The organism is Streptomyces sp. H39-C1, from assembly GCF_027158125.1.
Classification (GTDB): Bacteria; Actinomycetota; Actinomycetes; order Streptomycetales; family Streptomycetaceae; genus Actinacidiphila; species Actinacidiphila fildesensis.
Map to the genome: position 1 here is coordinate 19,184 of NZ_JAPVLS010000014.1, position 17,893 is coordinate 37,076.

Here is a 17,893-nt window from a genome sequence, read left to right on the forward strand (position 1 = left end):
ATCAGACCGCCCTCATCAGGAGAGTCGCGGCGATCAGGACCGCCGTGCCACCCAGCATCGACACCGCGTACGAGCGGACGTAGCCGTTCTGCAGCTTGCGCATGCGGCCGGAGAGGCCGCCGACCCCGGCGGCGGTGCCGTTGACCGCACCGTCCACCAGGGAGTGGTCCAGGTAGACCAGGCTGCGGGTGAGGTGTTCGCCGCCCCGGACCAGCACGACGTGGTTGAAGTCGTCCTGGAGCAGATCGCGCCGGGCGGCGCGGGTCAGCAGCGAGCCGCGCGGAGCGACGGCCGGTACGGCCCTGCGCCCGTACATCAGCCAGGCCAGCGCGACCCCGATGACCAGCACGACCATCGTGCCGGCCGTCACCGTCGTGGCGCTGAGGGGCGAGTGCCCCTCCTCGTGTCCGGTGACCGGCTCCAGCCACTTCAGGAAGGAGCTGTTCAGACTGAACAGCCCGCCCGCGAAGACCGAGCCGAAGGCCAGCACGATCATCGGGATGGTCATCGACTTGGGCGACTCGTGCGGGTGCGGCTCGTGGCCTTCCGCGTCGGCCTCCCAGCGCTTCTCGCCGAAGAACGTCATCAGCATCACGCGCGTCATGTAGAACGCGGTGATCGCGGCACCCAGCAGGGCCGCGCCGCCGAGGATCCAGCCCTCGGTGCCGCCCTTGGCGAAGGCCGCCTCGATGATCTTGTCCTTAGAGAAGAAGCCGGACAGACCCGGGAAGCCGATGATCGCCAGATAGCCGAGGCCGAACGTGATGAACGTGACCGGCATGTACGTGCGCAGGCCCCCGTACTTCCGCATGTCGACCTCGTCGTTCATGCCGTGCATGACCGATCCGGCGCCGAGGAAGAGCCCGGCCTTGAAGAAGCCGTGGGTGACCAAGTGCATGATCGCGAAGACATAGCCGATCGGGCCGAGCCCGGCCGCCATGATCATGTAGCCGATCTGCGACATCGTCGAGCCCGCCAGGGCCTTCTTGATGTCGTCCTTCGCGCAACCGACGATCGCACCGAACAGCAGCGTGACCGCGCCGACCGTGACCACCGCTACCTGCGCGTCCGGGGCACCGTTGAAGATCGCGCCGGACCGGGTGATGAGATACACGCCCGCCGTCACCATCGTCGCCGCGTGGATCAGGGCCGAGACCGGGGTCGGGCCCTCCATCGCGTCGCCGAGCCAGGACTGCAGCGGCACCTGGGCGGACTTGCCGCACGCGGCGAGCAGCAGCATCAGGCCGATGGCTGTCAGCTTGCCCTCGCTCGCGTCGCCCGCGTGCGCCAGCACCGGCTGGAAGCTGAACGTCCCGAAGGTCGTGAACATCAGCATGATCGCGATGGACAGACCGACGTCACCGACACGGTTGACGAGGAACGCCTTCTTCGCCGCCGTGGCCGCGCTCGGCTTGTGCTGCCAGAAGCCGATCAGCAGGTACGAGGCGAGGCCGACGCCCTCCCAGCCGACGTACAGCAGGAAGTAGTTGTCCGCGATGACCAGCAGCAGCATCGCCGCCACGAACAGGTTGAGATAGCCGAAGAAGCGGCGGCGCCGCTCGTCGTGCTCCATGTACCCGATCGAGTAGATGTGGATCAACGTGCCCACACCGCTGATCAACAGCACGAAGGTCATCGACAACTGGTCGAGCTGGAAGCCGATGTCGGCCTGGAAGCCGCCGACCGGCACCCAGCTGAACAGGTGCGAGTACATCGCGCGGTCTTCGCCGCTCTTGCCGAGCATGTCGAAGAAGAGCACGGCGCCGATACCGAAGGACACCGCCGCGAGGATCGTGCCGAGCCAGTGGCCGATACGGTCCAGCCGGCGGCCGCCGGTCAGCAGGATCGCCGCGCCGAGCAGCGGTACCGCGACGAGCAATCCGATGAGGTTCTCCACTGTCGCTACCCCTTACAGCTTCATCAGATTGGCGTCGTCGACCGAGGCCGAGTGCCGGGAGCGGAACATCGTCACGATGATCGCGAGCCCGACCACGACCTCGGCGGCGGCGACCACCATCGTGAAGAAGGCGATGATCTGGCCGTCGAGGTTGCCGTGCATCCGGGAGAAGGTGACGAACGCCAGGTTGCAGGCGTTCAGCATCAGCTCGACGCACATGAAGACGATGATCGCGTTGCGCCGGATCAGCACCCCGGCGGCGCCGATGGTGAACAGCAGCGCGGCCAGGTACAGGTAGTTGACCGGATTCACTTGCTCGCCTCCTCTGGTGCCGTGACCTCGGGCGCGGACCGTTCCAGCCAGCTCTCCGAGCGCTGTTCCAGCTCGGCGAGATCGGCCAGGGCCTCGTTCGACACATCACGGATCTGGCCGCGGTCCCGCAGCGTGGCGCTGACCGACAGGTCCGAGGTGGTGCCGTCCGGCAGCAGGCCGGGGACGTCCACCGCGTTGTGCCGGGCGTACACGCCGGGTGCGGGCAGCGGCGGCACCTGGGTGCCCGCGCGGACCCGCGCGATCGACAGCTCGCGCTGCGTGCTGCGCTCCTCGGTCCGCTCGCGGTGCGTCAGCACCATCGCGCCGACGACCGCCGTGATCAGCAGCGCGCCGGTGATCTCGAAGGCCCAGACGTACTTGGTGAAGATGAGCCGCGCCAGGCCCTCGACGTTGCCGCCCGCGTTCGCCTGGCCGAGGCCCGCGAAGGTGTCGAGCGAGGCGTTGCCGATGCCCGCGATCAGCAGGATCCCGAAGCCGAGACCGCATCCCGCGGCCAGCCAGCGCTGGCCCTTCAGCGTCTCCTTCAGCGAGTCGGCGGCGGTGATGCCGACCAGCATGACGACGAAGAGGAAGAGCATCATGATCGCGCCGGTGTAGACGACGATCTGGACGACCCCGAGGAAGTACGCGCCCTGCGCCAGGTAGAAGACAGCCAGGATGATCATGGTCCCGGCCAGACAGAGCGCGCTGTGCACCGTCTTCTTGCTCAGTACGGTGCCCAGCGCACCCAGCACGGCGACGACGGCGAGCACCCAGAACTGGAACGCCTCACCCGTCGAGGTGGTGGAAGCGGCGGCGGCGAACGTGCTCACGCCTCCACCTCCTTCTCCGCAGGAGTGCGCTCCTGGGTGACGGTGCCGGGCGCGGCCTCACTGACCAGTCCCCGGTAGTAGTCCTGCTCGTCGGTGCCGGGGAAGATCGAGTGCGGTGCCTCGACCATGCCCTCCTCCAGGCCGGCGAGCAGCTGCTCCTTGGTGAAGATCAGCGACTCACGGCTGCTGTCGGCGAGTTCGTACTCGTTGGTCATCGTCAGCGCCCGGGTGGGGCACGCCTCGATGCACAGCCCGCACAGGATGCAGCGGGCGTAGTTGATCTGGTAGACGCGGCCGTAGCGCTCACCCGGGGAGTAGCGCTCCTCCTCGGTGTTGTCCGCGCCCTCCACGTAGATCGCGTCGGCCGGGCAGGCCCAGGCGCACAGTTCGCAGCCGACGCACTTCTCCAGCCCGTCCGGGTGCCGGTTGAGCTGGTGCCGGCCGTGGAAGCGCGGCGCGGTCGGCTTCTTCTCCTCGGGGTACTGCTCGGTCAGCCGCTTCTTGAACATGGCCTTGAAGGTCACGCCGAAGCCCGCGACCGGGCCCAGGAACTCAGGCATCGTCGGCCTCCTTGTCATTGTCCGGGGTGTCCGGGGCACCGACGAGCTGCGGCTCGCCAAGGCTGCGGCTGCGACGGCGCGGCACCGGTGGCAGCGTCTGCCCCGGCAACGGCGGTACGGGGAAGCCGCCCGCCATCGGATCGAACGGTTCCGGCGGTGCCGCGGCGGCTTCCGCCTCGTCCTTCTTCCGCCCGCGGTCGCGGAACACATCGACCACGAGGGAGATCAGCAGCAGGCCGACGACGGCCCCGCCGACGTACAGCACGATGTCGCGCAGGCCGTAGTTCTCGTTCCGCATCGCCCGGACGGTCGCGACCAGCATCAGCCAGACCATCGAGACCGGGATGAGGACCTTCCAGCCCAGCTTCATGAACTGGTCGTAACGCACCCGCGGCAGCGTGCCGCGCAGCCAGATGAAGAAGAACAGCAGCAGCTGGACCTTGACCGTGAACCAGAGCATCGGCCACCAGCCGTGGTTCGCGCCCTCCCAGAAGGTGCTGATCGGCCACGGGGCCCGCCAGCCGCCCAGGAAGAGGGTGGTCGCCACCGCCGAGACCGTCACCATGTTCACGTACTCGGCGAGCATGAAGAGCGCGAACTTGATCGACGAGTACTCGGTGTTGAAGCCGCCGACCAGGTCGCCCTCCGACTCCGGCATGTCGAACGGTGCGCGGTTGGTCTCACCGACCATCGCCACGATGTAGATCAGCAGCGAGACCGGCAGCAGCACCGCGAACCAGCGGTCGTGCTGCGCCTCGACGATCGCCGAGGTGGACATCGACCCGGAGTAGAGGAAGACCGCCGCGAAGGACAGCCCCATCGCGATCTCGTAGGAGATCATCTGGGCCGAGGCGCGCAATCCGCCGAGCAGCGGGTACGTCGAGCCGGAGGACCAGCCCGCGAGCACGATGCCGTAGATGCCGACGGACGCGGTGGCCAGGATGTACAGGACGCCGATCGGGAGATCGGTGAGCTGCAGCGCGGTGCGGGTGCCGAAGATCGACACCTCGTTGTCGGCCGGGCCGAAGGGGATCACCGCGAAGGACATGAAGGCGGGGATCGCCGCGACGATCGGCGCGAGGATGTACACCACCTTGTCCGCGCGCTTGACGATGATGTCTTCCTTCAGCATCAGCTTGATGCCGTCGGCGAGCGACTGGAGCATGCCCCACGGGCCGTGCCGGTTGGGGCCGATGCGCAGCTGCATCCACGCCACGACCTTGCGCTCCCAGACGATCGAGAACAGCACGGTCAGCATGGCGAAGGCGAAGCAGAAGACCGCCTTGAGGAGGATCAGCCACCACGGATCGGTGCCGAACATCGACAGATCTTCGGCGGAGAGGTTGTTCACTGGGCCACCTCCGTGGCAGCGGCGCCGACCTTGACGACCTGGCCGGGCAGCGCGCCGGTATCGCTGGCGACGCCCCCGCCCGTGGAGTTCAGCGGCAGCCACACCACCCGGTCGGGCATCGGAGTGATGCGCAGCGGCAGCCGTACCGAACCGGCGGGCCCGGAGACCTCGGTGAGGTCGCCGTTGGCGAGCCCGGCCTCCGCGGCGGTCGCGGCCGACAGCCGCACCACCGCCTCGTGCCGGGTGCCGGCCAGCGCGTCGTCGCCCTCCTGGAGCTTGCCCTGGTCGAGCAGCAGCCGGTGCCCGGCGAGCACCGCCTCGCCCGCGGCGGGCACGGGCAGCGTCCGGGACGTCTCCAGCGGCTGGGAGGCGTGCGGCCCGTCCCAGGGGGAGAGCCGGTTCAGTTCGGTGCGGGCGGCGCGGACGTCGCCCAGTCCGAGGCTGACGCCGAGCGCGTCGGCGAGCATCGTCAGGACCCGGGCGTCCGGCAGCTGGTGCCGGTTGACGACCTGGTCCGGCTTGATGGCCGCGTCGAACAGCCGAGCCCTGCCCTCCCAGTTGAGGAAGGTGCCGGCCTTCTCGGCGACCGCGGCCACCGGCAGGACGACATCCGCCCGGTCGGTGACCTCGGAGGGCCGCAGTTCCAGGCTGACGACGAAGCCGACCGCGTCCAGCGCGAGCCGGGCGCGGGCCGGGTCCGGCAGGTCCGCGACCTCGACGCCGCCGACGACCAGCGCCGCCAGCTCGCCGCTCGCGGCCGCCTCGACGATCTGGCCGGTGTCGCGCCCGAAGCGGTGCGGGAGTTCGGCCAGTCCCCAGACCCGGGCGACCTCGTCGCGGGCCCGCGGGTCGGTGACCGGCCGGCCACCGGGCAGCAGCCCCGGCAGCGCGCCCGCCTCGACCGCTCCGCGCTCACCCGCGCGGCGCGGGATCCACGCGAGCTTCGCGCCGCTCGCCGTGGCGAAGCGGATCGCCGCGGTCAGCGCGCCGGGTACGGCGGCCAGCCGTTCGCCGACCAGGATCACCGACCCTTCGGCACGCAGCGCCTCGGCGGCCTTCTCGCCCGCCTCGTCGAGACCGACACCGCCGGCGAGCGCGTCCAGCCACTCGGGCTCGGTGCCGGGTGCGGCGGGCAGCAGCGTGCCGCCCGCCTTCGTCAGGCCACGGGTCGCGAACGGCGCCAGTGCGAAGGTCCGCTGGCGCCGCTTCTGGTTCGCTTTGCGAAGCCGGAGGAAGATCCCCGGAGCCTCCTCCTCGGCCTCGAGACCGACGAGCAGGACGGCCGGCGCCTTCTCCAGCGTCGTGTACGTGATGCCGTCGCCGTCCAGGTCCCGGCCGCGTCCCGCCACCTGCGAGGCCAGGAAGTCGGCCTCCTCGGCGCTGTGCACGCGGGCCCGGAAGTCGACGTCGTTGGTGTCGAGGGCGACCCGCGCGAACTTGGCGTAGGCGTAGGCGTCCTCGACGGTCAGCCGGCCGCCGGCCAGTACCGCGGTGCGGCCGCCGGCCGCCGCGATCCCGGCGGCCGCGGCCGCCAGTGCCTCGGGCCAGCTCGCCGGCTCCAGCTCACCGGTCTCCTTGTTACGGAGCAGCGGGTGCTTGAGGCGGTCGGGGCGCTGTGCGTAGCGGAAGCCGAAGCGCCCCTTGTCGCACACCCATTCCTCGTTGACCTGGGGGTCGTCGGCGGCCAGCCGCCGCATGACCTTGCCGCGTCGGTGGTCGGTGCGCGTCGCGCAGCCGCCCGCGCAGTGCTCGCAGACCGACGGCGACGACACCAGGTCGAACGGCCGGGACCGGAAGCGGTACGCCGCCGAGGTCAGCGCGCCCACCGGACAGATCTGGATGGTGTTGCCGGAGAAGTACGAGGCGAACGGGTCGCCGTCGCCGATTCCGACCTGCTGGAGGGCGCCGCGCTCGATGAGCTCGATGAACGGGTCGCCCGCGATCTGCTCCGAGAACCGGGTGCAGCGCGCGCACAGCACACAGCGCTCCCGGTCCAGCAGCACCTGCGTGGAGATCGGCACCGGCTTCTCGTACGTGCGCTTCTTGCCCTCGAAGCGGGTGTCCGCCTGGCCGGTGCTCATCGCCTGGTTCTGCAGCGGGCACTCGCCGCCCTTGTCGCAGACCGGGCAGTCCAGCGGGTGGTTGATGAGCAGCAGCTCCATCACCCCGCGCTGCGCCTTCTCGGCGACCGGCGAGGTGAGATGGGTCTTGACGACCATGCCGTCGGTGCACGTGATCGTGCAGGACGCCATCGGCTTGCGCTGGCCCTCGACCTCGACGATGCACTGCCGGCAGGCGCCGGCCGGGTCGAGGAGCGGGTGGTCGCAGAACCGCGGGATCTCGATGCCCAGCAGCTCCGCCGCACGGATCACCAGGGTCCCCTTGGGGACCGAGAGCGCGACGCCGTCGATCGTGACGGCGACGAGATCCTCCGGCGGAACCGCCGCCTCTCCCCCTCCGGAGGGGGCAGACGTGGTGACTGTCATGCGTTCACCTCCAGGTGAGACGTTCCGGCGTCGGCCCATACGGTCGAGGCGGCCGGGTCGAAGGGGCAGCCCTTGCGCTCGATGTGCTCCTCGTACTCCTCGCGGAAGTACTTGAGGGAGGAGAAGATCGGGCTGGCGGCGCCGTCGCCGAGCGCACAGAAGGACTTGCCGTTGATGTTGTCGGCGATGTCGTTGAGCTTGTCGAGGTCGGACAGCTTGCCCTTGCCGGCCTCGATGTCCCGCAGCAACTGGACCAGCCAGTACGTGCCCTCACGGCACGGCGTGCACTTGCCGCAGGACTCGTGGGCGTAGAACTCCGTCCAGCGCGTCACCGCCCGCACCACGCACGTCGTCTCGTCGAAGCACTGCAGCGCCTTGGTGCCGAGCATGGAGCCGGCGGCGCCCACGCCCTCGTAGTCGAGCGGTACGTCCAGGTGCTCGTCGGTGAACATCGGGGTCGACGAGCCGCCGGGGGTCCAGAACTTCAGCCGGTGGCCCGGCCGGATACCGCCGCTCATGTCGAGCAGCTGGCGCAGCGTGATGCCGAGCGGGGCCTCGTACTGGCCGGGGCTGACGACGTGCCCAGACAGCGAGTACAGCGTGAAGCCCGGGGACTTCTCGCTGCCCATCGACTTGAACCAGTCCTTGCCGCGCTGCATGATCGCGGGCACCGAGGCGATGGACTCGACGTTGTTGACGACGGTCGGGCAGGCGTACAGGCCCTCGACCGCCGGGAACGGCGGGCGCAGCCGGGGCTGGCCGCGGCGTCCTTCGAGCGAGTCCAGCAGCGCCGTCTCCTCGCCGCAGATGTACGCGCCGGCCCCGGCGTGAACGGTCAGCTCCAGATCGAAGCCGCTGCCCTGGATGTTCTTGCCGAGGTAGCCGGCCTCGTACGCCTCGCGCACCGCCTCGTGCAGCCGGCGCAGCACCGGGACGACCTCGCCGCGCAGATAGATGAAGGCGTGGTTGGAGCGGATCGCGTGGCAGGCGATCACCATGCCCTCGATGAGCGAGTGCGGGTTCGCGAACAGCAGCGGGATGTCCTTGCAGGTACCCGGTTCCGACTCGTCGGCGTTGACGACCAGGTAGTGCGGCTTGCCGTCACCCTGCGGGATGAACTGCCACTTCATACCGGTCGGGAAGCCGGCGCCGCCACGGCCGCGCAGTCCGGCGTCCTTCACATACGCGATGACGTCGTCCGGCGGCATCGCGAGGGCCTTGCGCAGGCCCTCGTAGCCCTCATGACGGCGGTAGGTGTCGAGCGTCCACGACTGCGGGTCGTCCCAGAAGGCCGACAGGACAGGGGTGAGCAGCTTCTCGGGCGACACGGTCATCATTTGCCCTCCTCGCTCTCAGGTCCTGCCGGGTTGGCGGGGTCCGACACGGCGGTCTCCTGCGGTGCGTCGTGCGAGCTGGCGTGCTCGGCGGGGCTGGGCTGCCCGGGGGTGCCCGACGGCGCGGCCGGCGTCTCGCCCTGCGGCGGTACGGACGACCGGCGGGCCGGCTGTCCGGCGTCCGGGCCGGGCAGTGCCTCGCCGCGCGACAGCCGCAGTCCCGCGAGCGACGCGGGGCCGGCTCCGCCGGTGGCCTCGACGGCGCCGGGGCGCTCGTCGGGGAAGCCTGCGAGGATGCGGGCGGTCTCCTTGTACGTGCACAGCGGTGCGCCACGGGTCGGCCGCACCTCGCGGCCGGCGATGAGGTCGTCGACCAGCTGCTTGGCGGAGCCCGGTGTCTGGTTGTCGAAGAACTCCCAGTTCACCATCACCACCGGGGCGAAGTCGCAGGCCGCGTTGCACTCGATGTGCTCCAGCGTGACCTTGCCGTCCTCGGTGGTCTCGTTGTTGCCGACCCCGAGGTGCTCCTTCAGCTCGTCGAAGATGGCGTCGCCGCCCATCACCGCGCAGAGCGTGTTGGTGCAGACCCCGACCTGGTAGTCGCCACTGGGCTTGCGCCGGTACATGGAGTAGAAGGTCGCGACCGCGGTGACCTCGGCGGTGGTGAGGTCGAGCTGCTCCGCGCAGAACCGGACGCCGGTGCGGGTGACGTAGCCGTCCTCCGACTGCGTCAGGTGCAGCAGCGGCAGGAGCGCGCTGCGGCTGCCGGGATAGCGGGCGATGATCTCCTTCGCGTCCGCCTCCAGCCTGGCGCGTACATCGGCCGGATAGTCGGGCGCGGGCATCTGCGGGATGCCCAAAGACACGTCGGTCATCGGTCGACGCCTCCCATCACGGGGTCGATGGACGCCACGGCCACGATGACGTCGGCGACCTGGCCGCCCTCGCACATCGCCGCCATGGACTGCAGGTTGGTGAAGGACGGGTCGCGGAAGTGGACCCGGAAGGGGCGGGTGCCGCCGTCGCTGACGACATGCACGCCCAGCTCGCCCTTGGGCGACTCCACCGCGGTGTACGCCTGGCCCGGCGGAACCCGGAAGCCCTCGGTCACCAGCTTGAAGTGGTGGATCAGGGACTCCATCGAGGTGCCCATGATCTTCTTGATGTGGTCCAGGGAGTTGCCCAGGCCGTCCGGGCCGAGCGCGAGCTGCGCGGGCCAGGCGATCTTCTTGTCCTCGACCATCACCGGTCCTGGGGCCAGCTTGTCCAGGGCCTGCTCGACGATGCGCAGCGACTGCCGCATCTCCTCCAGGCGGACCAGGAAGCGGCCGTAGGAGTCGGCGGTGTCCGCCGTCGGGATCTCGAAGTCGTAGTTCTCGTAACCGCAGTACGGCTGCGCCTTGCGCAGGTCGTGCGGCAGGCCGGCGGCGCGCAGGATCGGGCCGGTGGCGCCGAGCGCCATGCAGCCGGCCAGGTCCAGGTAGCCGACCTCTTCCATCCGGGCCTTGAAGATCGGGTTGCCGGTGGCGAGCTTGTCGTACTCGGGAAGGTTCTTGCGCATCTTCTTCACGAGCTCGCGGATCTGGTCCACCGCGCCCGGCGGCAGGTCCTGGGCGAGGCCGCCCGGCCGGATGTACGCGTGGTTCATCCGCAGCCCGGTGATGAGCTCGAAGACGTCCAGGATCAGTTCACGGTCGCGGAACCCGTAGATCATGATCGTGGTGGCGCCGAGCTCCATACCGCCGGTGGCGATGCACACCAGGTGCGAGGAGAGCCGGTTCAGCTCCATCAGCAGCACGCGGATGACGCTGGCCCGGTCCGGCACCTGCTCGGTGACGCCGAGCAGCTTCTCGACCGCGAGGCAGTACGCCGTCTCGTTGAAGAACGGCGTGAGGTAGTCCATGCGCGTCACGAACGTGGACCCCTGGGTCCACGTCCGGTACTCCATGTTCTTCTCGATGCCGGTGTGCAGGTAGCCGATGCCCGACCGGGCCTCGGTGACCGTCTCGCCGTCGATCTCCAGGATCAGCCGGAGCACACCGTGGGTGGACGGGTGCTGCGGCCCCATGTTGACGATGATGCGCTCGTCGTCGGACCTGCCGACGGTCTCGGCCAGCTCGTCCCAGTCGCCACCGGTGACGGTGAAGACCCGGCCTTCGGTGGTGTCGCGTTCTTCCGCCTGAGCGGGTGCGTGGTGAGTGCTCATCAGGAGTACGACCTCCGCTGGTCGGGAGCCGGGATCTGGGCGCCCTTGTACTCGACGGGGATGCCGCCGAGCGGGTAGTCCTTGCGCTGCGGGTGGCCGGGCCAGTCGTCCGGCATCATGATCCGCGTGAGGGCCGGGTGGCCGTCGAAGACGATGCCGAAGAAGTCGTACGCCTCACGCTCGTGCCAGTCGTTCGTCGGGTACACCGGGACGATCGACGGGATGTGCGGGTCGCTGTCGGGGGCGCTCACCTCCAGCCGGATCAGCCGGTTGTGCGTGATCGAACGCAAGTGGTAGACGGCGTGCAGCTCACGGCCCTTGTCCTCGGGGTAGTTCACCCCGCTCACGCCCGTACAGAGCTCGAAGCGCAGCGCCGGATCGTCGCGGCAGGTCTTCGCGACCTGCACGAGGTGCTCGCGGGCGATGTGGAAGGTCAGCTCGTCACGGTCGATGACGGTCCGGTCGATCGCGTTGGAGGGGAGCAGTCCCTGCTCCTCCAGCGCGCCCTCCAGCTCGTCGGCCACCTCGTCGAACCAGCCGCCGTAGGGGCGGTGGGCCGGGCCTGGCAGCCGGACGGTCCTGACGAGGCCGCCGTAGCCGGAGGTGTCGCCACCGTTGTTGGCACCGAACATGCCCTTGCGGTGACCGATGACCTCGCCGGCGTCGTCGCGCTGGCCGGGGAGGTTGTCGGTCTGCAGGTCGCGGTCGGGGTTGGTGCCGTTGGCGTCTGTCACCGCAGCAGCCCCTTCATCTCGATCAGCGGGAGCGCGTTGAGTGCGGCGGACTCCGCTTCGCGGGCCGCCTCCTCACGGTTCACGCCGAGCTTCTCGCCCTGGATCTTCTGGTGGAGCTTGAGGATGGCGTCCATGAGCATCTCGGGCCGGGGCGGACAGCCGGGCAAATAGATATCAACGGGGACAATGTGGTCAACACCCTGCACAATGGCGTAATTGTTGAACATTCCACCCGAAGAAGCGCAGACCCCCATGGAGATGACCCACTTGGGATTCGGCATCTGGTCATAGACCTGCCGCAGCACCGGCGCCATCTTCTGGCTGACCCGGCCGGCCACGATCATCAGGTCCGCCTGCCGCGGCGAGCCACGGAAGACCTCCATACCGAAACGGGCCAGGTCGTAGCGCCCGGCCCCGGTCGTCATCATCTCGATGGCACAGCAGGCCAGGCCGAAGGTGGCCGGGAAGACCGACGCCTTACGCACCCAGCCCGCGGCGGACTCCACCGTGGTCAGCAGAAATCCACTCGGCAGTTTTTCTTCGATACCCATGCGTTGGCCCCTTGTCCCCTAGTCCCATTCCAGGCCGCCGCGCCGCCACACGTATGCGTAGGCGACGAAGACGGTGAGCACGAAGAGGAGCATCTCCACGAGCCCGAAAATCCCCAGGGAGTCGAACGTGACGGCCCAGGGATAGAGGAAGACGATCTCGATGTCGAAGACGATGAAGAGCATCGCCGTCAGGTAGTACTTGATGGGGAAGCGCCCGCCGCCGATGGGCTGCGGAGAGGGCTCGATGCCGCACTCATATGCTTCCAGTTTGGCCCGGTTGTACCGTTTTGGTCCGACGATCGAGGCCGTGATCACGGAGAAGATCGCGAAGCCGGCCCCGAGGCCGCCCAACACGAGGATGGGCGCATAGGCGTTCATCGTCCCCCGCTCCTTCCAGTCGCCGATGACTGCGTGGGGGTCCCCCCGCCGGGGGAGGGACCATGCGCTCGGGTCGTGCCCGCCTCACGAAGATCGCGTTCATGTGAAGATCGCGTCTATGTGAGGCAGTTCACAAGCCCAAGCCGCCTGCATCTTATGCCCGGCGGTCTGTGATCTGCGACACGGGGTGGGCCAACGGCTTTGTGATCTCCACCACCTGACGAATGATCATGAAGGCTGATGAGCGGTGATCTTGCACCGCATGCGGCACAAACAATCACTTGACGTCACATTCATCTACGTTACCCCTGGTCACAGCGACGCGCGCATTATCAAGGGCCCCTCGCGAGACGCAAATTCGCCCTGGACCGAATGGCGTGATAGCGACGGCCGCCCCCTTAGGGGTGAACGGGACGAAGGTCCCGCTGACGCACGTGAACCCACTCACGAGCGCTCCGCGGCGGCTCGGGAACGAGTCGGACATATGGTCCGGGTGAGCAAGATCCAAATAAGGACATTCGGCCGTGCACACGACAACTGTGTCGCATCCCACCTTTGTTGAACGGAACCGGCGCATCCTGATAGCCAGGACTCCATGTCCCCAAACCTGAACCGGACCACCAAATCCGAATCGCATATACGCCGCCGACGGCACGCCGCCCCCGGTAACCCGAACTGGGTCCGCCGGGCCGGAATCGTCGGCGGCGTCGTCAGTGCGCTCGCCCTCAGTGGTGCGGCCGCTCCGGCCATGGCCGACCACTCGAACCACACGCCCGCTCCGGTCGGAACCGCGACGACCGCCGAGCAGACGCCCGCACTGAGCACCACCGCCTCCGCCGCGCAGGCCGCCGCAGCCATCGACCAGACGGTCGTCCAGCTGAAGCTGCAGGCCGCCGAGGACGCCGCTGCCGCCGCGGCCAGGAAGGCCGCAGCCGCGACGAAGCGGGCCGAGCTGAAGAAGGCCGCCGACGCCAAGGCTGCCGCCGCCAAGGCCGCTGACGAGCGCGAGGCCGCCACCCAGGCCGCGTCCCGCTCCTCGGAGCGCACCAAGCTTTCGGTGTCGTCCTCGTCCAGCTCCTCGTCCTCGAAGGTGTCCTCCACCGCCTCCAAGGCGAGCGGCAGCATCGCGAGCGTCATCAGCTTCCTGCAGGCCCAGGTCGGCAAGGCCTACGTCATGGGCGGCACCGGCCCGTCCTCGTACGACTGCTCGGGCCTGGTCCAGGCGGCGTTCAGGACGATCGGCGTGGACCTCCCCCGCACCTCCCAGGAGCAGTCGAACACCGGCACCCCGGTCTCCATCAGCTCCCTCCAGGTCGGCGACCTGGTCTTCTGGGGCGGCCAGGGCAGCGCGTACCACGTCGGCGTCTACATCGGCGGCGACCAGTACCTCGACGCCGCCAACCCGAGCACGGGCATCGGCGTCCACGACATGAGCTGGTCCATGCCGGACTTCGCCACCCGCGTGGTCTGACGTCCAACCCCCAGCTCCCCCGCTTCCCCCCACGTAGGGCCGCCGTCCCCCGCTCGGGCCGGCGGCCCTTCCGTATGTTCCGTGTGAGTGTTCGTGGGCGGTGGAGCGGCCGGTGGGGCGGCGCGGGCCAGGCAGTGGCTGAACTCAAAGATCGCGAAGTGTCCTTCTGCGTCGCTTCGCGCCTTGCCCGGGCGGAGGAACGGGCGTCGGCGCTGTGCGCCTGCCAGTGAGAACGGCTCGCCGCGCTCCCCGAGCGGGGTCAGGGATTGGTTCGGCCGGTGAGGCAGCGCGGCTTCTGGGGGCGGGCGCCAGGGCCGGCTCCGGCGGGCGGGCAGCGGAATGACGATCGAGCCTCGGCTCTCGAACCCCGCCCAACCTCCAACGGATCAATCTGTGTGGCCGGACCCCCGCCATATTGAGTTTTGGCCGACCTTAGTGATCCGAACCCACCAAAAGACCGCCCCTCAGGGCCCGCAGGACATCCCCCGTCACACCCGCACCACATCCCGACGAAGAAGGTGGTCCAAACTCCACGCTGGCAACGGCAAGACGACGTGGTTCGAGCTCATCCGAGCCGTTGAACTCGTCATGCCGTGACTCCCGCGACGACGACACCGTTGTTCATCGAGCGACGGCGGGTGCGGAGCATGGGGTGGAAGGAACGGCCGGTGAGCGAGTTGTACCGCGTCGAAATCGAACCGGAAGTCCGCGCGTGGCTCGACAGCCTCAGCGATCACGACTTCAAGCGTGTGGACGAGGTCGTCAGCCTGCTGGCGGAACTGGGTACAAGAATCGGAGGCCCCTGGTCCGACCACCTTGAGGGGCCGGTTCGAGAGCTTCGCATCCGCCTGCGGAGCATTGCCGCCCGCATCACCTACTGGATCACGCCGAGCAGGACGATCGTGCTACTCACCGTGTTCCGCAAGACCAAGCAGCACGAGCAGGCGCAGATTGATCGGGCTGTGCGCGCGCAGAAAGTCTGTGACAGCGAGCATCATGGACCTGTGAACGAGTCGTACAAGCGGGAGGCGTAATGGCAGGCCGGCACACCCGCTGGGTTCCCTCCAGCCTTGATACGGAGGACCCCGAGCGGATCGCGATCCGAGAGTCCCTGGCGTTCGGCAAAGCCCTCTACGACCGACGCGTGGCCCTCGGTCTCAGCACGGCGGAGCTGGCGGAACGGGCCGGAATGACACAGGACGCCATCGAGTGCATCGAAGAGGGTGGCACCGAGCCGACGATACTGCTGCTCCGTACGCTGGCCGCTGCGTTGGACTCCGACGTCCGCCTCACCCCGGGACACGAACTAGGTTCGCTGTGGTTCGAGGCACACGCCGCGTAACGACCCTCCGGGCCGGCGGCGGCCCCTGACAACCAGCGCTCGGGCTTGAACCGCTGTCGCTGCTACAACTGCCCGGCTTCGCCGCCCTTGATGGCGCGGAGGAACGCCGCCCAGTGGGCGGGGGTGGTGCTGAGGACCTCGCCGGGGCGGTCACTTTCACGGAAGTGGACGAGGCCGGTGGGGGTTGCCGTCGCTTCCAGGCAGTTGCCGTTGCCGCCTGACCCGCTGAAGCTCGACTTCCGCCAGATGAGTTCCGACATTGGTGTGCCTTTCACAAGAGGTACAGCAAGTGCTGGATGAGACCGATCGAGTCCCGCTTGGCGAAGACCCCGGGCTCCGATTTGGGATCGAGCGGCGCCAAGGCGGAGCTGGTAAGCCGGTCGAAGGCATCGGCGTACTGCGCCAAGTAGGACTGCTCGCTGAGGAAGGCGGTGGAGACCGGATGCTCCACATGCACAGTACTCAATTCGGACAACCCCGGATCGTAGATCACAAAGGGCTTGTCCACCGCAGGGAAGACCGGCGCCGCGAGGGGCATGATCTGGATGTGGACGTGCGGCATGAGCGCCATCTCGATGAGGTGCTCCAGTTGCTCACGCAGAACGTCGACCCCTACGAAGGACATGCGGATCGCCGTCTCATGGATCACTGCATGGAACTGCGGCGGAGAGTCCCCGGTCAGCACCTGCTTGCGCCGCTGCCTGAACTGCACGTATCGATCGAAGAGCGCCGGTTCAGCGTTCGGTTCACCAGCCGCGAACAGGGCTCTGGTGTACGCAGCGGTCTGGAGCATTCCCGGCACGAACATCACCTGGAAGGTCTTGATCGCTGCGGATGACGTCTCCAGTTCGGCGAAATCCAAGGCTGACGCACCCTAGTCTTCCCGCCCGACCCCGTCTGGGTGCGGTCCGCTCGTGAAGCCGTTCGCGCACTCCTGCGGAGTGCGCGGCGGGACGATCTCACCGATACGGCGCTGCTGTTGACGTCCGAGGCCGTGACGAACGCGGTCAACGCGTGCCACAGCAGCGGCTGTTCGATACCGGTGACGCTTTCGGCCGAGTGGACCGGTCGCCGCACCCCGACCGACACCGGAACCAGAGCCGTCACCGGAACCGGAGCCGTCACCGCCACCACCCACGGCACCAATCCCGGCCCCAGCCCCGCTGCCCCCGACTCCTGCGCGACCCTGCGCGTCCTCGTGCACGACTTCGCGCCCGGCCTGCCCGCCGGGCGGGCGGCCGAAGGGGGTGACGAGTCGGGGCGGGGGCTGGCGCTCATCGGGGACTGTGCCATCGACTGGGGGGTGCGGCCGGCCGGGGCGGGGCCGGGGAAGGCCGTCTGGTTCGAACTGTGAAAGGCCAGGTCAGAGCGGTCGGCGGGCGGGCCGGACCCCCAGGAATCGGCCGGTGGCGGCTCGGGGTGTCAGGATGGGGGCATGACGATCAGCGTGTACTTCGACATCACCATCGACGACGCCCCCGCCGGGCGCATCACCTTCAACCTGTACGACGACGTGGCTCCCAAGACCGCGGAGAACTTCCGCGCGCTGGCCACCGGCGAGCAGGGCTTCGGCTACAAGGGGTCCTCGTTCCACCGCGTCATCCCGGGCTTCATGCTCCAGGGCGGCGACTTCACCCGCGGTGACGGCACGGGCGGCAAGAGCATCTACGGTGCGAAGTTCGCCGACGAGAACTTCACCCGCAAGCACTCCAAGCCGGGTCTGCTGTCGATGGCGAACGCCGGGCCGAACACCAACGGCTCGCAGTTCTTCATCACCACCGTGGCCACGCCGCACCTGGACGGCAAGCACGTCGTCTTCGGCGAGGTCGCCGACCAGGCCAGCCAGGACCTGGTCACGAAGATCGAGGGCTTCGGCTCGCGGAGCGGTAAGACCTCCGCCAAGGTCACCATCTCCGACTCCGGAGTCGTCGGCGCCTGACCTGGCATGACTGACGTACGCGCCGGGGCGGCGGGACCCGCCTCCCGGCGCGCGTCGGCCTTCAGGCGTCGTTTCAGCTCGGCTCCAGCTCGCGCACGGCGTTCGTCAGCTCTCCCCCCGCGTCGCCGGTGTTGACGACCCCGGCGGGCTCCAGCAGCAGGATGGACGTCTCCTCCTCCGCGGCCGTGCAGTGCTCCACCCCGCGCGGGACCACGACGAACTCGCCCGGGTCGAGAATGCGGTCACCCTCGCGGAACCGGACCGTGAGCCGGCCGCTGATGACGAGCATGAACTCGTCGGTGTCCTCGTGGGTGTGCCAGACGAACTCCCCGTGCAGCTTGGCGATCTTGACCTCGTAGTCGTTGATGCCGGCGATCTTCCGCTGCGCCCAGTGGTCGCTGAACCGGGCGAGCGCGTCGGAGATGTTCACCACGGCGGGCACAACAACGGGTATCGGGGTGGTCATGAGAAAACCCTTCCTGATGCGGCTGACCGGTCC

Annotated in this window: 19 protein-coding genes and 1 pseudogene; 5 read left to right on the forward strand and 15 right to left on the reverse strand. The window is 68.6% G+C overall.

The features are described 5' to 3' along the window. Window position 1: 1 nt before the first annotated feature. From nuoL to O3W51_RS12065, 12 genes are read right to left on the reverse strand one after another with little or no spacing between them, the layout of a single operon-like run. Window positions 2-1,897 carry an NADH-quinone oxidoreductase subunit L gene (gene nuoL / locus O3W51_RS12010; RefSeq protein ID WP_269285656.1) on the reverse strand — a complete coding sequence of 632 codons (1,896 nt, stop codon included), beginning with the start codon at window positions 1,895-1,897 and terminating at the stop codon, window positions 2-4. Between the two features lie 12 nt (window positions 1,898-1,909). After that, a complete protein-coding gene (nuoK, locus tag O3W51_RS12015; protein WP_138357554.1) occupies window positions 1,910-2,209 on the reverse strand; it encodes an NADH-quinone oxidoreductase subunit NuoK in 300 nt (99 codons plus the stop codon). Further along, window positions 2,206-3,042 carry an NADH-quinone oxidoreductase subunit J gene (locus O3W51_RS12020; RefSeq protein ID WP_138357555.1) on the reverse strand — a complete coding sequence of 279 codons (837 nt, stop codon included), beginning with the start codon at window positions 3,040-3,042 and terminating at the stop codon, window positions 2,206-2,208. Before O3W51_RS12020 ends, nuoK begins: the two co-directional genes overlap by 4 nt. After that, window positions 3,039-3,602, reverse strand: coding sequence for an NADH-quinone oxidoreductase subunit NuoI (nuoI, locus tag O3W51_RS12025; RefSeq protein ID WP_164296565.1), 564 nt, complete (start codon window positions 3,600-3,602; stop codon window positions 3,039-3,041). Before nuoI ends, O3W51_RS12020 begins: the two co-directional genes overlap by 4 nt. Beyond that, window positions 3,595-4,923, reverse strand: a complete 1,329-nt coding sequence (gene nuoH / locus O3W51_RS12030; protein ID WP_138357576.1) for an NADH-quinone oxidoreductase subunit NuoH — start codon at window positions 4,921-4,923, stop codon at window positions 3,595-3,597. The genes nuoI and nuoH overlap by 8 nt, the downstream gene beginning before the upstream one ends. A 26-nt stretch (window positions 4,924-4,949) precedes the next feature. After that, the gene (locus O3W51_RS12035) at window positions 4,950-7,439 is read right to left on the reverse strand and encodes an NADH-quinone oxidoreductase subunit G (RefSeq protein ID WP_138357557.1); all 2,490 of its coding nucleotides are present in this window, start codon (window positions 7,437-7,439) and stop codon (window positions 4,950-4,952) included. Then, complete coding sequence (nuoF, locus tag O3W51_RS12040; RefSeq protein WP_138357558.1) at window positions 7,436-8,776, reverse strand: NADH-quinone oxidoreductase subunit NuoF; 1,341 nt, start codon at window positions 8,774-8,776, stop codon at window positions 7,436-7,438. The genes O3W51_RS12035 and nuoF overlap by 4 nt, the downstream gene beginning before the upstream one ends. After that, window positions 8,773-9,648 (reverse strand): NADH-quinone oxidoreductase subunit NuoE, encoded by an 876-nt coding sequence (nuoE, locus tag O3W51_RS12045; protein ID WP_138357559.1) that lies wholly within the window; start codon window positions 9,646-9,648, stop codon window positions 8,773-8,775. Before nuoE ends, nuoF begins: the two co-directional genes overlap by 4 nt. Beyond that, complete coding sequence (locus O3W51_RS12050; protein ID WP_138357560.1) at window positions 9,645-10,979, reverse strand: NADH-quinone oxidoreductase subunit D; 1,335 nt, start codon at window positions 10,977-10,979, stop codon at window positions 9,645-9,647. Before O3W51_RS12050 ends, nuoE begins: the two co-directional genes overlap by 4 nt. Continuing rightward, on the reverse strand, window positions 10,979-11,713 hold the full coding sequence (locus O3W51_RS12055; RefSeq protein WP_138357561.1) for an NADH-quinone oxidoreductase subunit C: 735 nt from the start codon (window positions 11,711-11,713) through the stop codon (window positions 10,979-10,981). The genes O3W51_RS12050 and O3W51_RS12055 overlap by 1 nt, the downstream gene beginning before the upstream one ends. Beyond that, window positions 11,710-12,264 carry a NuoB/complex I 20 kDa subunit family protein gene (locus tag O3W51_RS12060; RefSeq protein ID WP_138357562.1) on the reverse strand — a complete coding sequence of 185 codons (555 nt, stop codon included), beginning with the start codon at window positions 12,262-12,264 and terminating at the stop codon, window positions 11,710-11,712. Before O3W51_RS12060 ends, O3W51_RS12055 begins: the two co-directional genes overlap by 4 nt. 18 nt (window positions 12,265-12,282) lie before the next feature. Continuing rightward, window positions 12,283-12,642 (reverse strand): NADH-quinone oxidoreductase subunit A, encoded by a 360-nt coding sequence (locus O3W51_RS12065; protein WP_138357563.1) that lies wholly within the window; start codon window positions 12,640-12,642, stop codon window positions 12,283-12,285. A gap of 595 nt (window positions 12,643-13,237) precedes the next feature. On the opposite strand from O3W51_RS12065, the gene O3W51_RS12070 reads away from it, so the two are divergent. The 3 genes from O3W51_RS12070 (at window position 13,238) to O3W51_RS12080 (ending at window position 15,455) form a co-directional block, all read left to right on the forward strand. Continuing rightward, on the forward strand, window positions 13,238-14,113 hold the full coding sequence (locus O3W51_RS12070; protein ID WP_138357564.1) for a C40 family peptidase: 876 nt from the start codon (window positions 13,238-13,240) through the stop codon (window positions 14,111-14,113). 668 nt (window positions 14,114-14,781) lie between these two features. After that, window positions 14,782-15,147: a type II toxin-antitoxin system RelE/ParE family toxin gene (locus O3W51_RS12075; protein WP_198357089.1), complete on the forward strand. Its 366-nt coding sequence runs from the start codon at window positions 14,782-14,784 to the stop codon at window positions 15,145-15,147. Further along, window positions 15,147-15,455: a helix-turn-helix domain-containing protein gene (locus O3W51_RS12080; protein ID WP_138357565.1), complete on the forward strand. Its 309-nt coding sequence runs from the start codon at window positions 15,147-15,149 to the stop codon at window positions 15,453-15,455. Before O3W51_RS12075 ends, O3W51_RS12080 begins: the two co-directional genes overlap by 1 nt. Before the next feature lie 62 nt (window positions 15,456-15,517). Here the strand turns inward: O3W51_RS12080 and O3W51_RS12085 are convergent, their stop codons facing one another. After that, window positions 15,518-15,715 (reverse strand): DUF397 domain-containing protein, encoded by a 198-nt coding sequence (locus O3W51_RS12085; protein ID WP_138357566.1) that lies wholly within the window; start codon window positions 15,713-15,715, stop codon window positions 15,518-15,520. Between the two features lie 11 nt (window positions 15,716-15,726). Further along, on the reverse strand, window positions 15,727-16,317 hold the full coding sequence (locus tag O3W51_RS12090) for a DUF5753 domain-containing protein (protein ID WP_138357567.1): 591 nt from the start codon (window positions 16,315-16,317) through the stop codon (window positions 15,727-15,729). Between the two features lie 30 nt (window positions 16,318-16,347). On the opposite strand from O3W51_RS12090, the pseudogene O3W51_RS12095 reads away from it, so the two are divergent. Beyond that, a pseudogene (locus tag O3W51_RS12095) lies at window positions 16,348-16,809 on the forward strand (ATP-binding protein); the annotation flags it as partial. An 81-nt stretch (window positions 16,810-16,890) separates the two neighbouring features. Continuing rightward, a complete protein-coding gene (locus tag O3W51_RS12100; protein WP_138357569.1) occupies window positions 16,891-17,394 on the forward strand; it encodes a peptidylprolyl isomerase in 504 nt (167 codons plus the stop codon). A gap of 73 nt (window positions 17,395-17,467) precedes the next feature. Here O3W51_RS12100 and O3W51_RS12105 read toward each other — a convergent pair whose 3' ends face one another. Continuing rightward, entirely contained in the window at window positions 17,468-17,860 is a 393-nt protein-coding gene (locus O3W51_RS12105) for a cupin domain-containing protein (RefSeq protein WP_138357570.1), read from the reverse strand. Window positions 17,861-17,893: the final 33 nt, after the last annotated feature.